This window comes from Bifidobacterium sp. LH_730 (assembly GCF_056355835.1).
Map to the genome: position 1 here is coordinate 367,046 of NZ_JBKETB010000001.1, position 14,120 is coordinate 381,165.

At 64.4% G+C, this 14,120-nt stretch carries 13 protein-coding genes; 10 read left to right on the plus strand and 3 right to left on the minus strand.

Annotated elements, in window-relative coordinates:
- The first annotated feature begins 59 nt into the window (after window positions 1-59).
- The 4 genes from AC1AUD_RS01865 (at window position 60) to AC1AUD_RS01880 (ending at window position 3,525) form a co-directional block, all read left to right on the plus strand.
- On the plus strand, window positions 60-860 hold the full coding sequence (locus AC1AUD_RS01865; RefSeq protein ID WP_476571516.1) for a DUF4191 domain-containing protein: 801 nt from the start codon (window positions 60-62) through the stop codon (window positions 858-860).
- A gap of 247 nt (window positions 861-1,107) precedes the next feature.
- Window positions 1,108-2,565, plus strand: a complete 1,458-nt coding sequence (gene glnA / locus AC1AUD_RS01870) for a type I glutamate--ammonia ligase (RefSeq protein WP_476571517.1) — start codon at window positions 1,108-1,110, stop codon at window positions 2,563-2,565.
- A gap of 260 nt (window positions 2,566-2,825) precedes the next feature.
- Entirely contained in the window at window positions 2,826-3,122 is a 297-nt protein-coding gene (locus AC1AUD_RS01875; RefSeq protein WP_476571519.1) for an AbrB/MazE/SpoVT family DNA-binding domain-containing protein, read from the plus strand.
- The gene (locus tag AC1AUD_RS01880) at window positions 3,103-3,525 is read left to right on the plus strand and encodes a type II toxin-antitoxin system VapC family toxin (protein ID WP_476571521.1); all 423 of its coding nucleotides are present in this window, start codon (window positions 3,103-3,105) and stop codon (window positions 3,523-3,525) included. Before AC1AUD_RS01875 ends, AC1AUD_RS01880 begins: the two co-directional genes overlap by 20 nt.
- Before the next feature lie 98 nt (window positions 3,526-3,623).
- Here the strand turns inward: AC1AUD_RS01880 and AC1AUD_RS01885 are convergent, their stop codons facing one another.
- Complete coding sequence (locus AC1AUD_RS01885; protein WP_476571523.1) at window positions 3,624-4,469, minus strand: Fic family protein; 846 nt, start codon at window positions 4,467-4,469, stop codon at window positions 3,624-3,626.
- A 137-nt stretch (window positions 4,470-4,606) separates the two neighbouring features.
- Between AC1AUD_RS01885 and AC1AUD_RS01890 the strand changes: the two genes are divergently transcribed.
- The 6 genes from AC1AUD_RS01890 (at window position 4,607) to AC1AUD_RS01915 (ending at window position 9,956) form a co-directional block, all read left to right on the plus strand.
- Window positions 4,607-5,911, plus strand: a complete 1,305-nt coding sequence (locus AC1AUD_RS01890; RefSeq protein ID WP_476571525.1) for a class I SAM-dependent rRNA methyltransferase — start codon at window positions 4,607-4,609, stop codon at window positions 5,909-5,911.
- A 244-nt stretch (window positions 5,912-6,155) separates the two neighbouring features.
- The gene (locus tag AC1AUD_RS01895) at window positions 6,156-6,530 is read left to right on the plus strand and encodes a GntR family transcriptional regulator (RefSeq protein WP_476571527.1); all 375 of its coding nucleotides are present in this window, start codon (window positions 6,156-6,158) and stop codon (window positions 6,528-6,530) included.
- 65 nt (window positions 6,531-6,595) lie between these two features.
- On the plus strand, window positions 6,596-7,507 hold the full coding sequence (locus tag AC1AUD_RS01900; RefSeq protein WP_476571528.1) for an ABC transporter ATP-binding protein: 912 nt from the start codon (window positions 6,596-6,598) through the stop codon (window positions 7,505-7,507).
- Window positions 7,504-8,226, plus strand: a complete 723-nt coding sequence (locus AC1AUD_RS01905) for an ABC-2 transporter permease (protein ID WP_476571530.1) — start codon at window positions 7,504-7,506, stop codon at window positions 8,224-8,226. Before AC1AUD_RS01900 ends, AC1AUD_RS01905 begins: the two co-directional genes overlap by 4 nt.
- 18 nt (window positions 8,227-8,244) lie before the next feature.
- Window positions 8,245-8,907 carry an ABC-2 transporter permease gene (locus AC1AUD_RS01910; RefSeq protein ID WP_476571532.1) on the plus strand — a complete coding sequence of 221 codons (663 nt, stop codon included), beginning with the start codon at window positions 8,245-8,247 and terminating at the stop codon, window positions 8,905-8,907.
- A gap of 71 nt (window positions 8,908-8,978) precedes the next feature.
- The gene (locus AC1AUD_RS01915; RefSeq protein WP_476571534.1) at window positions 8,979-9,956 is read left to right on the plus strand and encodes a cation diffusion facilitator family transporter; all 978 of its coding nucleotides are present in this window, start codon (window positions 8,979-8,981) and stop codon (window positions 9,954-9,956) included.
- A 64-nt stretch (window positions 9,957-10,020) separates the two neighbouring features.
- Here AC1AUD_RS01915 and AC1AUD_RS01920 read toward each other — a convergent pair whose 3' ends face one another.
- Together AC1AUD_RS01920 and ligA are read right to left on the minus strand one after the other, a co-directional pair.
- On the minus strand, window positions 10,021-11,130 hold the full coding sequence (locus AC1AUD_RS01920; protein ID WP_476571536.1) for an Mrp/NBP35 family ATP-binding protein: 1,110 nt from the start codon (window positions 11,128-11,130) through the stop codon (window positions 10,021-10,023).
- 218 nt (window positions 11,131-11,348) lie between these two features.
- Window positions 11,349-14,084 (minus strand): NAD-dependent DNA ligase LigA, encoded by a 2,736-nt coding sequence (gene ligA / locus AC1AUD_RS01925; RefSeq protein ID WP_476571538.1) that lies wholly within the window; start codon window positions 14,082-14,084, stop codon window positions 11,349-11,351.
- Window positions 14,085-14,120: the final 36 nt, after the last annotated feature.

The window sequence follows — 14,120 nt, forward strand, 5'->3', positions numbered from 1 at the left end:
CGCCCGACTGCTAGACTGATGACCAGTATGTGCCGACACGGACGAGGAGTGTGAAGAACATGGCGGACAAGGACGCGAAGAAGGCCACGGACAAGAAGGACCGCAAGCCCAAGCTGATCAAGCAGATCCAGCAGATCTACGCCTACACGCACAAGGACGACCCGCAGCTGCCGCTGTGGCTGGCCGGGGCGTTCCTCGCCCCCGTCGTCGTCTTCGTGATCCTCGGCATCGTCTTCAAGTGGCAGGTGCTCACGTGGGTGTTCCTCATGATCACGGCCATCATGCTCGGCCTGCTGTTCGCCACGATGACGCTCACTCGCCGCGCCGACACGGTCGGATACCGGCAGATCGAGGGCCGTCCCGGCGCCGCGGTCAGCGTGCTGGGCAATATGAACAAGGCCGGATACAACTTCCCCGAACAGCCCGTGTGGATGGATCCGCGCACCAAGGACGCGATCTGGCGCGGCACCGGATACAACGGCATCTTCCTGATCGCCGAGGGCCCCCGTTCGCGCGTCGAGCGCGCCATGGACCGCCAGGAGCACTCGATCAAGGGCGTCACCGCCGGCTCCAACATCCCGGTCTACCGCATCTACGTGGGCACCGGCGAGGGACAGACGCGACTCAAGGACGTGCGCAAGACCGTCACCAAGTCCAAGACCCTTCTGCCGCTCAAGCACAAGAGCGCGATCATGGACAAGATCCACCCCCACACCCGCTTCATGCTGACCAAGGCCGAGCTCGAGACGCTCAACGACCGTCTGCGCACGCTGCTGGCGAAGAGCGGATACGGCATCCCCAAGGGCATCGATCCGACGCATCCGCAGAAGGTCAGCCGTCGCGCGATGCGCGGGCGCTGAGTTTCGGCGAGGCGCGCACTGCCTTTCCCCACGGTGCCCCGGAAATCATTGCGGTTTCCGGGGCACCGTCGTATATCCCGCGTCCATCATGCGAGAGCCGGGCACCGCCGTCTGACAGGTCACCGCGCTCCCGGAAGGCGTGATATCGCGCCTGTCAATGCAATTCAGCGCTCAACGAAACATTCTCGTAACCCAAGTTGCGAGCCGGTGAAACGACGCGGAATAGTCTTATGAAGCGTAAGTTCCCATGGAAAGGAGCGGTCCCGTGACCGACGAACTCAAGACCAAGGCCGATGCCGAGGCCCTTATCAACAAGGAAGGCGTGGAATACGTCTCCGTGCGCTTCACCGACCTGATCGGCGTGCAGCAGCACTTCACCGTGCCGGCCAGCGAATTCCTCAAGGACGCCTTCACCGACGGCATGCCCTTCGACGGATCGTCGGTGCAGGGCTTCCAGGCAATCAACGAATCCGATATGAAGCTGGTTCCGGATGTCGAGACCGCCTATATGGATCCGTTCCGCAAGCACAAGACGCTGGTCGTCGATTTCTCCATCGTCGACCCGCTGACCGACGAGCCCTATTCCCGCGACCCGCGTCAGGTCGCAGGCAAGGCCGAGGCCTACCTCAAGGCCACCGGCATCGCCGACACCGCCTCCTTCGCCCCCGAGGCCGAGTTCTTCCTCTTCGACAAGGTGCGTTTCGAGAACTCGATGCAGCGTTCCTTCTATGAGGTCGACTCCATCGAGGCGCCGTGGAACTCCGGCGTCGACGAGGAGGAGGACGGCACCCCGAACATCGGCTTCAAGAACCGCGTCAAGCGCGGCTACTTCCCGGTGCCGCCGGTCGACCACAGCCAGGATCTGCGCGACGACATGGTCGCCAATCTGCAGAAGGTCGGCCTGATCCTCGAGCGCAGCCACCACGAGGTCGGCGGCGCGGGCCAGCAGGAGATCAACTACCGCTTCAACTCGCTGCAGCACGCGGCCGACGACCTGATGAAGTACAAGTACGTCGTGCACGAGACCGCAGCCCTGGCCGGCAAGTCCGTGACCTTCATGCCCAAGCCGATCGCCGGCGACAACGGCACCGGCATGCACTGCCACCAGTCCCTGTGGAAGGACGGCAAGCCGCTGTTCTACGACGAGACCGGCTACGGCGGTCTGTCCGACATCGCCCGTTGGTATGTCGGCGGCCTGATCAAGCACTCCTCCTCCGTGCTGGCCTTCACCAACCCGTCGCTGAACTCCTACCACCGTCTGGTGCCGGGCTTCGAGGCGCCGGTGAACCTGGTCTACTCGGCCCGCAACCGTTCCGCCGCCATCCGCATCCCGCTGGCCGGCACCTCCCCCGCCGCCAAGCGCATCGAGTTCCGCGCGCCGGATCCCTCCTGCAACCCGTACCTCGCCTTCTCCGCCCAGCTCATGGCCGGCCTCGATGGCATCCTCAACCACATCGAGCCGCCGGCTCCCGTGGACAAGGACCTCTACGAGCTGCCGCCCGAAGAGCACGCCGGCATCAAGCAGGTGCCCGCCTCCCTGGCCGAGGCGATGGACGCCCTCGAGGAGGACCACGACTTCCTGACCGCCGGCGATGTGTTCACCGAGGACCTCATCGAGACGTGGATCGACCTGAAGCGCGGCGAGATCGACATGGCCCGCCTCGCCCCGACCCCGCTCGAGTACGAGCTCTATTACCACATCTGACAGATAGCCGATGTGAAACGCAGAAACCCCGGTTTTCGCCGGGGTTTCTGCGTTTCAGCGCACAGCGCGACAGCGAGCGTCCTTCCCGCCATTCAAGCGAGAGCACGGCGTCCTTCCCAGTCATTTCAAGCGAAGTCCCGAGGGGAATGTCCTTGGAATCCATGAATATGACGACCTACCCCATTCTTTTCGCCTCCGACAAAAAACGTCTCATAGCACCGTGATACACTGAGTTTTACGCGTTAAACCTAGGAGGCATCATGGCGCAGGCAACACTCACCAAGGTCGGCAACAGTGCGGCCGCTTTCATCCCCAAGGCCACGCGCGATCAAGCCGGGGTTGAAGTGGGACAGGAATATGACATCTCCTCGCCTCGCCCGGGCGTGGTGGTGCTCACCTTCCATAAGAACAACAAAGCCAGGCGACTCGAACGCCTTCTGGAGGCCGAGCGGGCCATCCGCGCCCAGCATCTGCCAGCCTGGAACAGGGATACGGATGCAAACACGCTGATTGAACAAGGCAAAGCAAGGAGAGTCGATGCGATCCTTCTTCCTTGACTCAAACGCCTTGGTCTATTGGCTGCACCCCGACTCGCCAATGCACGACGATGTGTCGTCGTTCCTGCATGAGGCATTCAGGCAGGACTGCGGCGTGTATGTGCTCTCATCCACGCTCAACGAAGTGTATTACGCCCTGCACTCGCACTACATGAACGAGAAGCAAGCTCGGGCCGCCATCGCCACCGTCGCCAACGTATGCGATCTCGTGGACCTGACCACGCCACTGGTCAGAGCATCCTTGGACTCCGACGAGCCCGATTACGAAGACGGACTCGTACGCGCCACCGCCGAAGCCCTGCAGGTCGACGCAATCGTTTCCTACGACAAACGCGCCTTCAAGCACTCCTTCATCCCCCGCCTCACCGCCAGCGAAGCGACCGACCTGTTGCGAAAAGGCTGAAACCTCATTCCGCTCGAGTACTCCGTACAACACCACCAGAGTTCGCACAAACAGGTATCAGGTACATGAGAGCAGGCGGTAGGCTGCGCTCATTCTGTTCACTCGTAATCATCGATGCGACTGGCGAAGGCCTGATCCAGGCGCTGGCGCTCGGATACTGTTTCGGGATTCCACATGTCGGCATAGGTGTACGCCAGCTCGCCACGCGCGAAGCGATCGATGAAGGCATCCTGATAGAAATCGCGCTCGTTGAGAAGCAGCTCGACGAGATAGCCCGGCTGCTCGGGGAAATTGGTCAACGCGCGCACATAGAGGTTATGGTTCTCGTCGCGGATCAACGGCGGAACGGTACCGATGCGCAGGCATTCCTTGAAGAGCACCAAGCGCCCGACCCTGCCGTTGCCGTCACTGAACGGATGGGGGCGTTCGAACATCCAGTGCATGCTCGCGATGTCATAGGGATCGTCTTCGAGCGCCGCGCAGGCTTGAAACACACGCTCCATGCATGCGGGAACCCGCTCGGGCGCAGCGGTCTTGATTTGCGCGAGCGCGCCGATGACGTTGGGCCGCGTTTTGTAACCGCCGACGTTATATCGCCGGGGATCGGCTTCCTGCCGTGTGCCGCGTTTGAGCATCGCATGAAGCCCGCATATCAGCCGCTTATCCACGGGATCGTCGATATGGTCGAGCAGCCAGCTGAACGCGGTGAAATGATTCGCGGTCTCCACTGCATCGTCGACACGCACCCGCTCATTGCCCGAGTGCGACAGGAACGCACCGGTTTCGAAGATCTGGGCCGTCTGCTCGGCGCTCAGCGTCGAGCCTTCCATATGATTCGAGTTGAACGCCAGCATCACCTGCGTCAGATAATACAGGCCATGGCTCTCGCGATTGTCCCGTTCCGCGCGCAATCGTTCCGCGATGCTTTCCCGCCGCTCATCCATATCGCTTAGTATCCCATCCAACGGTGATATTCGCGCCCCGCTCTCCGGTTGGATCATCCGATAGGAACGCCACGGGGTACAATATTGGCGTTTGATCGCAGCCATCCCTGTTGCCGTTCGATGGGCAAGGAGCCTTTATGAAATCCCAGCGCGCATATCCCCGTCTCACCGTGTCCGCGAAGGCGGAGCGTGCCATCCGCGGCGGGCATCCATGGGTGTATGACGCGGAGATCAAGCGCGTCGAGATCAACGGCCGCGAGGGCGCGCAGGAAGACATCGCCAACGGCTCGTTCGTGGACGTGGTCAATCCCAAGGGCGCGTATCTCGGCACCGGATTCATCTCGCTGACCTCGAAGATTCGCGTGCGACTGGTCACTCGAAACGCCAACGACCGCATGGACGCGGCGTTCTGGGAGCGCAAGGTGCGTTGGGCATGGCAGTATCGCATGCAGACCTTGGGCGACGTCGACGCGCGCGCATGCCGCGTGCTGTTCTCCGAGGCGGACGGCTTCCCGGGGCTGATCGTCGACCGTTTCGAGGATGTGCTCGTCACGCAGACGCTTTCGCGCGGCATGGAGGTGCTGAAGCCCGTGGTGTTCCCCGCGCTGGTCCGTGTGCTGCGCGAGGAAGGCGTCGCCATCCGCGGCATCTACGAGCGCAATGATGTCGCGGCCCGCTCGCACGAAGGACTGGAGCCGACATGCGGATGGTGGCCGTTGGAGGCGCCGTTGGAGGCCGGGGCCAACGCCACCGCCGATCCGGACACCGACGCCTACGGGCCGACCGAAACCGAATTCACCGAGAACGGCGTGCGCTATCACGTCGATTTCGCCAACGGACAGAAAACCGGTTTCTTCCTCGACCAGAAGTACAACCGCCGCGCCGTGGCCCGGCTCGCGCATGGCCGCCGCGTGCTCGACTGCTTCACGCACACCGGCTCGTTCGCGCTGAATGCCGCGGTGGGCGGCGCCGAACACGTCACCGCGGTGGATATATCGGAAACCGCCATCGCCATGGCCAGGCGCAACGCCCAGCTCAACGGCTTCGGCCCCGACAGCACGGCCATCGACTTCCAGGTCAGGAACGTCTTCGAGCTGCTCACCGAACTCGAGGCGCGCCATGCCGAGGACTATGACTTCATCATCCTCGATCCGCCGGCCTTCACGAAGTCGCGTCGCACGGTGGACTCGGCGTCGCGCGGATACAAGGACATCAACCTGCGCGCGCTCAAGGTGCTGCCGCGCGGCGGCTACTTGGCGACGGCCAGCTGCTCGCATTTCATGGACGTGGACCGCTTCCGCCGCATGATGTTCTCGGCGGCGCGCGACGCCGGCGTGCAGCTGCGTCAGATCGAGGAGCGCCAGCAGGCCCCCGACCATCCGATCGTCTGGGGCATTCCCGAAACGGACTATCTGAAGTTCTTCATCTTCCAAGTGGTGTGAGCCTTCCCCGGCACGCAAACAAGTGGCTCGTATGCGTGCCAAGAAAGACCGTCCATCGTTCGTTCGCTGGCGGCGCGCGTAATCCGCGCGCCGCCAGCACGCTTTCAAACGGTGATATTCCCGGCCTCACCAGCTGTTATACGACACACCGTAACAGTTGGACCCAAACTGTGATACTGTTTTATATGACAGCTAAACAGTTAGCCGTCACGTCGACAACCATAACCAACCAGAAGGGACGCAGATGAAACTGATCATCTCATCCGTGTCCGGCGAACCCATCTACGAGCAGATCAAAACGCAGATCAGAGCCGCCGTCCTGAACGGCGAGCTCAAGGCGGGCGAAGCGCTGCCAAGCCTGCGCAAGCTGGCCAAGGAACTGCGCGTGTCGGTGCTCACCGTCACCAGGGCATACAACGAACTGGCGGACGAGGGCATCGTGAACAACGTGCAGGGCAAGGGCAGCTTCGTCATGGACCGAGGCAACGAAGTCATGCGGAGGACCCTCGCCGACCAGGCGCGCTCCGCCCTTGGCGAGGCATGCGCCGCGGCGAAGGCCGCCGACATACCGCTCCCCCAGCTGCGCGACATGCTCGACGAGGCGTACGCATCGGCATAAGGCCGCGACACCGCACCACCATCCGGCGAACGGTCCGCGGCCCCAAGACATCCGAAGGATCCATCATGACCAACGATATTCCCGGCACCGCGCCCACGGCGCTGTCCGTCACGGGCGCGACCAAACACTACGATTCCGGCTTCACGCTGGACGACGTGACCTTCGACCTGCCGACCGGCTACATCATGGGATTGATCGGCCCCAACGGCGCGGGCAAATCCACGCTCATCAAGCTGATCCTCAACATGATCCGCCGCGACGCCGGCTCGATCGAGGTCCTGGGACTCGACGGCATCGCGCACGAGGAGGAGATCAAGGAACAGCTCGGCGTCGTCTTCGACAGCTCCTTCTTCCTCGAGACCTGGACCGTGAACAAGGTCGAGCAGGTGATGGCGCCGATGTATCCGGCATGGGACAAGGCCGCCTTCGACACCTACCTCACACGCTTCGGACTGGCGCGCAAAAAGAGAGTCAAGGAACTCTCCCGGGGCATGCAGATGAAACTCATGCTCGCCGTGGCGCTGAGCCACGACGCCAAGCTGCTGATCCTCGACGAGCCAACCGGCGGCCTGGACGTGCTGGCCCGCGACGAACTCATGGACACGCTGCACGCCTATATCGAGGACGGCGAGCATTCCGTGCTCTTCTCCACGCATATCACCGCCGATCTGGAGCGCGCGGCCGACTTCATCACCTATATCACGAACGGACGGCTGTATTACAGCGGCCCCAAGGACGAATTCGAGGACTCCTTCCGCGTGGTCAAGGGCGGGCCGGCCGAACTGGCGGCGGTGCGCGCCGCGGCCGAGGGCGTGCGTTCCTACGGCACCGGCTTCGACGCATTGGTGCGCGCCGAGAACCTGCCCAAGCTGCCGGGGGAGGCGGAGCTCGTCATCGAGCCGGCCTCCATCGACGACATCATCCGCCTGACCAACGCCGAAGGCGCCGCCACGAATGCAAAGGAGGTGGCACGATGAACCGCAATACTGTGCGCGCCATCGTCAACGTATGCCGGCTGGATATCCAGCGCGGGCTGGGCGGCGGCAAATACACCGCCCTCCTGATGGTGCTGTTGCTGCCGGCGCTCGCCGCGCTGATGGGGTTCTCGTCGGACAATATGCCATCCGATATGCCGTTCGGCGTGCTGACCGGCGCCGGCTGCGGCATGTTCGCCATGACGGCGATGTATGTGTTCTTCTACGAATCCCAGGGCAAGAGCGGTTGGATGAACGGGGTCATCCCCGTCAGCCGCGTCCATCAGGTGCTGGGCCGATATCTGTTCATGGCGCTGGTCGGCGTGGTCATGGCCGCGGAACTGGGCGTCTGCGCGCTGATCATGAACGCCATGCGCGGAGCGGATGCCGGCATGCTGTGGTCCGATGCGGACACGGGGATCGTCTTCGGCGCCTTGGTTCCGTTCGTGCTCGTGGAATCGCTGATGTATCCGCTGCTCTATCGATTCCCGGCGCAGAAGGCCATCATCGCGGCGATGATCGCGCTCTTCGCGGCCCTGTTCGGATTCATCGCCCTGACCGACATCCTGCCCGAATCGGCGATCGCCGGCCTGATCGAGGCCGTGGCATGGCTCAGCGATCATGCCGTGGCATCCATCCTGGCCTCCGTGGCGGCGGTGGCGGCGGCGCTGGGCGTGTCCATCCTCTGCTCGGTGCGCATCTACCGCGCCAAGGAACTGTGATGACGGGAGGGCCCTGCCATGAACCGGACACTGCTCTCCCTGGGCACTGATCTGCACGCGATGTCCGACGAGCGGCCCCTGGCCACCGTGGCGTCGTTCGCGCTGCCGCTGGCCTGCTGCCTGATCGGACTGATCGGCAACGCGCCACTGGCTTATATGCTGATGACCTTCCTCACGATGTTCTTCTGGCTGCTGTGCCTCGCCGGGCTGTTCGCGCTGAACGGCTCGGCGAAGGCCTCGGCCTTGGCGGCCGTGATGCCGGTGAACCGCCGCAACCAGGTGCGCGGCAAATACCTGGCGGCGGGACTGCTGGTGCTGCTCGCCATCGGGGAATGCTGCGTCGAATACCTGCTGGCCGGGCTGTTCTTCGGCTTGGATATCGCCGTCGGCTTCGCCATGCTGCCGATGTCGGCGGCGATGTTCCTAGCGTTGGTGGTGGTGCAATTGCCGTTCTGCTTCGCCTCCGCGGGCTTCGAGAAGTCCATTCAGTTGTCCGCGGCAGCCGCGTGCGTGCTGGTATGGGCGGCGATTCTGCTCGAGCGTTTCCTTCCCGGTCCGATCCAGGCGGTGGCGCAACTGCCGGCCTGGGGGCTGGCCCTGCTGTGCATCACCGCCTTCGCCATCGCCATCCCGGTCTCGTATGCGCTGGCCGTCCGCTGCTACGCACGACGCGAACTATAGTCTGGCCATTCGCGCACGTTTCCCCGATCCAACGGCCTATAATGCCGCGCGGAAAAGGGAGGGACGACAATATGGTCGACGACAAAGGCAAACACAACGGAGCGGCGGTGAAGGCGGCGTTGCTCGCCAACATCGGCGTGGCATGCGCGAAGTTCGCGGCGGCGGCGTTCACCGGCTCCTCGTCGATGTTCTCCGAATCCGTGCATTCGGTAGCCGACTGCGCCAACGAACTTGTGCTCATGGCCGGCGACAAGGCCTCCGACCACAAGTCCGGCGGCGACCATCCCTTCGGACTGCACCGCGTGAAGTATCTGGCGAGCTTCATCGTCGCCACGCTGCTGTTCTTCGTCGGCGGCGTGTTCGCCGTGTCGCAGGCCGTTGGCAAACTCGTCGGCCTGCTGGACGGCACGCTGCCCCGCGAGGCGGAACCGGTGGAGCTGCTGGCAGCGCTGGCCGTCGTCGCCGTGTCCGCCTGCCTCGAGGGCTACGGCCTGCACACGTCGATCCACGAGGCGCGCGAGCGCATGGCCCGCGTGCGCGTCGAGGAGGGCTCGCTGTTCGGTTTCTGGCGGCGCACGAAGTCCGCCGAACTGGCCGCCGTGATGATGGAGGACACGCTGGCCTTGATCGGCCTGGCTTTCGCCGGTCTCGGCGTCGGTCTGTCGATTCTCACCGGCGACGAGCTCTACGACGCGATCGGCGGCATGATGGTCGGCCTGGTGCTGGTCGTCGGCTCCGCAGCGCTGGCCTTCAAATCCGGCTCGCTGCTGATCGGCGAGGACATCGACCCCACGACCCGCGCCATGGTCACCAAGGCCGTCGAGGGCACGCCGGGCGTGGACCGATTGATCAATCTGCAGGCGATCCATATGGACGAAGACGCCGTGCTGCTCTGTCTCAAGGTCGAGACCTCCAAGCTCGACCGCGATTACGACGTCCAGACCGTCGACAAAATCGAACGCAGCGTCCGCACGCAGCTGCCGTGGTACGAATGGGAGATCTACGTCGAACCCGACATCTGGCGCCCCGCCGCAACGACGCAGCGATAAATTAGGTTGCGTCCGCAAGCGCCTCCCAATATGGCCTATTGATGGTCTATTGGGAGGCGATATGTTATTTGCCCATCAGTTGATCGGCAAGGGACACGAAGCGGCGGGCAAGGTCCGTATCCGCCAAGTGTCCGTCGGCATCCAGCACCGCGGGGCGACCGGCCTCACCGGTTTCCCGCAGCTCGGGAATCAGCGGCAATTGGGCCATCAGCGGCACGTCATGGCCCAGGGCGGCCGTCAAACGCTCGGAGACGCGCGCTCCCCCGCCCGCGCCGAAGATCTCAAGCCGCTTGCCCTCATAGGGGAACCAGCTCATGTTCTCGACCACGCCGCGGACCTTCATGGGCACCTGGAGTGCGACCAATCCCGAACGCACGGCCACCTCGGAGGCCGAGGGCTGCGGCGTGGTGACGACGACCAGCTCGGCGTTCGGCAGCGTCTGGGCGACCGAAATCGCCATATCGCCGGTGCCGGGCGCCAGATCGAGCAGGAGCACGTCGGGTTCGCCCCACCACACGTCGGAAAGGAATTGCTCCAGGGAGCGTTGCAGGCGCGGGCCGCGCCACAGGATCGCCCGGTCGGCGCCGGCGAACATGCCGATCGATATGAGTTTGACGCCCCAGGCGGTCACCGGCATCAGCATGCCGTTCAAATTGGTCGGCTGCGCATCGACGCCAAACAGGCGGGGCAGCGAGAAACCGTAGATATCCGCGTCGATGGCGGCCACATCGAGGCCTTGCGCGGCGAAGGTGGCGGCGAGGTTGGCGGTCACCGAGGATTTGCCGACGCCGCCCTTGCCGGAGGCGATGGCGAAGACACGGGTTTTGACGCCCGGCTTGGTGAAGGGATTGGCACGCCGCTCGGCCTTGAGGCCCGCGACCAGATCGGCGAGTTTGTCCTCGCTCATCGAGGACACCTCGATATGCGGCACAAGACGCGCGCCCGGATATGAGGAAACGGCTTGGTTGATACGCGTCACGATCGCGTCGCTCAGCGGGCATCCAGCGACGGTGAGCTCCACACGCACGGTGACGTCGATAATATCGCCGTCCGCCGGCACCACTTCGATGCCGGCGATCATGCCAAGGTCGGTCACCGAACGCCCGAGTTCGGGGTCGATGACGGCGCCAAGGCGTGTGAATAGCTCGCGTTCAATTTCGTTGGTATCAGCCACCCTGCCACTGTATCGTTCATGGCATGACGTGGCAAGGGGCAGACAAGATCCTTCGATTTCGCGCTTCGCTGACAGGCTTCGCCTGTCCGTCGCGGCCCACGGCCGCTCCCTTCCGCCTACGGAAGCCCCAATGGGGCTTCCGCTTAACGGCTCAGTGCTCAGGATGACAGGGGGATTGTGAGCCCAGGAGTGCCGGGTCTCATACGTTTACAGGGGCTCTACTCCTCGTAGCTGCCGTCAAGCAGCCGTTCGAAGGCGGCCTCGTCGAGCATCGGGATGCCGAGTTCCTCGGCTTTGGCGGCCTTGGAACCGGCGTTGGCGCCGACGACGACATAATCGGTTTTCTTGGAGACCGAGCCGGCGGCCTTGCCTCCGCGTTCGATGATGGCCTCCTTGGCCGAATCGCGCGAAAAGCCTTCCAACGAACCGGTGACGACGATGGTTTTGCCCGCCAGCGTCTGCGGCAGCGCACTGGTCTCGGCATCGCCCACGCCGACGCCGGCGGCACGCCAGGCGCGCAGGGTCTCGCCGCGCCAGTCGCCCGGTTCGCGCGAGGCGGCGAACCAACGGACCACCGATTCGGCGATCTCCGGTCCCACGCCGTCGATCTGGATCAGGTCCTCGACGCTTGCCGCCGCGATGGCGTCCAACGACCCCAGAGACGAGGCGATGAGACGGGCCGTGGGCGGGCCGAGCCGACGGATCGACAGCGCGACGAGCACGCGCCACAAATCGGCGTGCCGTGCCTTGTCGATCTCGTCAAGCATCTTGCGCGTGTTCTCCATCGGTTTGACGATGACGGGCACGATGGTGGTGCCGCCCTTGCGCGACACCTTGCGCTCCTCGCGCACGACGACCGCATCGGCCGGCACATCGTAGCCGAGATATGTCCGCGTGTCCCGGACGGGGACGCCGATGCCGCCGGAAGCATCGGCGCCGACGACGCCTCGCGTCCCATCCGCCTCCGCCGATACGCCATTGGCCTCACCCTTGGCCTTGGGCGCCGGCGCGGGCGCGCTCCAGAACGCGGGCACCTGATGCCACAGGCCCGACCCGCCGATGCGGCGGCGGACCTTGCGCTTGCGCCCATTGTCGTCGACGGTTTCACGCACCTCGATCACCGGCGCCTCGCGCCAGACACGCACATCCTTGAGATCCTCGACCTTGAGCGCGAAAAGGCCGGCCTCCGAGCTCAGCACCGGCGTCTGCCGCGCGGGCAGTTCGAGGCCGGCGACAGGCTCATAGGGGTCGGGCTCCTCACCCGGCCCGACAAGGATCTCGGTGATATTCGGCGCATAGGTCGCCGTCGAATCGGGCCGGTTCTCCTCGGGATTGGTCAGCGCGATGGCGGACTGCTCGCCCAGATGCTCGATGTCGAGGGCCTTGCGCATCGACAGGGAGATGACGCGCTCGGTCAACTGCGCAGGGCAGGATTCGACGTTCAGGCAGCGGATATCCTTGTCGCCTTCCTTGGCGGGGGCAAGCGGCGCCCCACAGGACGGACAGTGCGTGGGCATGACGAATTCACGCAGCTGCTCCTCGCGCCCCTCGCGGGCCGAAATCACCGGTCCGACAAGCTCGGGAATCACATCGCCGGCCTTGCGCACGACGACGACATCGCCGATCAGCACGCCTTTGCGCTTGACCTCGAAGGGATTGTGCAGCGTGGTGCGCGCGACGGTGGAGCCGGCCACGGACACGGGTTTCAACACGGCGACCGGGGTGACGCGCCCGGTGCGCCCGACCTGCACGGTGATGTCGAGCAGCTCGGTGTTGACCTCCTCGGGCGGGTATTTGTAGGCGATGGCCCAGCGCGGAGCGCGCGAGGTGGCGCCGAGCGTGCGTTGCAACGCCAAGTCGTCGACCTTGACGACGATGCCGTCGAGCGCATGCTCGATGTCGCCGCGGTGCTCGCCGTAATAGTCGATCATGTCAAGCACCTGATCGAAGGAGGTCACGGCGCGGTTATGCGGCGAAACCGGCACTCCCCATTTGGTGTAGAGCGCGTAGGCCTCGGACTGGTCGTTGATCTCGTCGTGTGAGTCGGCGTCACGTCCGCTTCCCCAGTCGAGGCGGCCGATGCCATGCGCATAGAAGCTGAGCCGCCGGGTGGCGGTGATGCGCGGATCCTTCTGACGCAAAGATCCGGCGGCCGCGTTGCGCGGGTTGGCGAAGGGCGCGCGCCCGGCGTCCTCCTGCTCCTCGTTCAAGGCGCGGAAATCGTCCCAGCGCATGAACACCTCGCCGCGGATCTCCACGAATTCGGGCACATCCTCGGCCGGTCCCCCGAGGTTCGCCGGAATCGACCCGATGGTGCGCACGTTCAGGGTGATGTCCTCGCCGGTCACGCCGTCACCGCGCGTCAGGCCCTGTTCGAGCACGCCGTTTCGATAGATGAGGTTCAGCGCGAGTCCGTCGATCTTGACCTCGCAGCTCATCGGCAGCGCGCGCCCGTCCGCCCAGTCAAGGTCGCGGCGCACGGAATCGTACCAGTCGCGCAGTTCCTCGAGGGAGAACACGTCGTCGAGGCTCATCATGCGGCTGGGATGGCGCACGGAGGCGAAGTCATTGGAGAAGCTGCCGCCGACCCTGCGGGTGGGCGAGGAGGGATTGTCGAGCGCAGGGAAGGCCGCCTCCAACCGCTGCAGACAGCGCATGCGCGCGTCATAGGCCGCGTCGGAGGAAACAGGCGCGTCGTCGATGTAATACGCGATCTGATCGGATTCGACCCAAGCTGCCACGCGCGCCCACAGCCGGGCCGCGTCCTCGGCGCTTATGCCGCTCACGTCAAGACGGTCAAGGCGCCTCGCATCCTCGTCGCCGGGGCCGAGCGCCGCGATCCATGCGGCCGAGCCGGGCACGAGCGCGGCGATGCCGGTGTCCGCGGTAAGCGGCGCTTGGTCCCCATCCCCGTCGAGGGCATCGAAATCCCAGGCCAGCTGTTCGTCGGTCATATGCGTTCCTTCCCTGCGTCCGGCAACCCCGGACGT

Bases quoted from the DNA above. Each gene is read 5' to 3' on its own strand.
- AC1AUD_RS01865 (WP_476571516.1), top strand. From the start codon at position 60: ATGGCGGACAAGGACGCGAAGAAGGCCACGGACAAGAAGGACCGCAAG.
- glnA (WP_476571517.1), top strand. From the start codon at position 1,108: ATGGAAAGGAGCGGTCCCGTGACCGACGAACTCAAGACCAAGGCCGAT.
- AC1AUD_RS01875 (WP_476571519.1), top strand. From the start codon at position 2,826: ATGGCGCAGGCAACACTCACCAAGGTCGGCAACAGTGCGGCCGCTTTC.
- AC1AUD_RS01880 (WP_476571521.1), top strand. From the start codon at position 3,103: ATGCGATCCTTCTTCCTTGACTCAAACGCCTTGGTCTATTGGCTGCAC.
- AC1AUD_RS01885 (WP_476571523.1), bottom strand. From the start codon at position 4,469: ATGGATGAGCGGCGGGAAAGCATCGCGGAACGATTGCGCGCGGAACGG.
- AC1AUD_RS01890 (WP_476571525.1), top strand. From the start codon at position 4,607: ATGAAATCCCAGCGCGCATATCCCCGTCTCACCGTGTCCGCGAAGGCG.
- AC1AUD_RS01895 (WP_476571527.1), top strand. From the start codon at position 6,156: ATGAAACTGATCATCTCATCCGTGTCCGGCGAACCCATCTACGAGCAG.
- AC1AUD_RS01900 (WP_476571528.1), top strand. From the start codon at position 6,596: ATGACCAACGATATTCCCGGCACCGCGCCCACGGCGCTGTCCGTCACG.
- AC1AUD_RS01905 (WP_476571530.1), top strand. From the start codon at position 7,504: ATGAACCGCAATACTGTGCGCGCCATCGTCAACGTATGCCGGCTGGAT.
- AC1AUD_RS01910 (WP_476571532.1), top strand. From the start codon at position 8,245: ATGAACCGGACACTGCTCTCCCTGGGCACTGATCTGCACGCGATGTCC.
- AC1AUD_RS01915 (WP_476571534.1), top strand. From the start codon at position 8,979: ATGGTCGACGACAAAGGCAAACACAACGGAGCGGCGGTGAAGGCGGCG.
- ligA (WP_476571538.1), bottom strand. From the start codon at position 14,084: ATGACCGACGAACAGCTGGCCTGGGATTTCGATGCCCTCGACGGGGAT.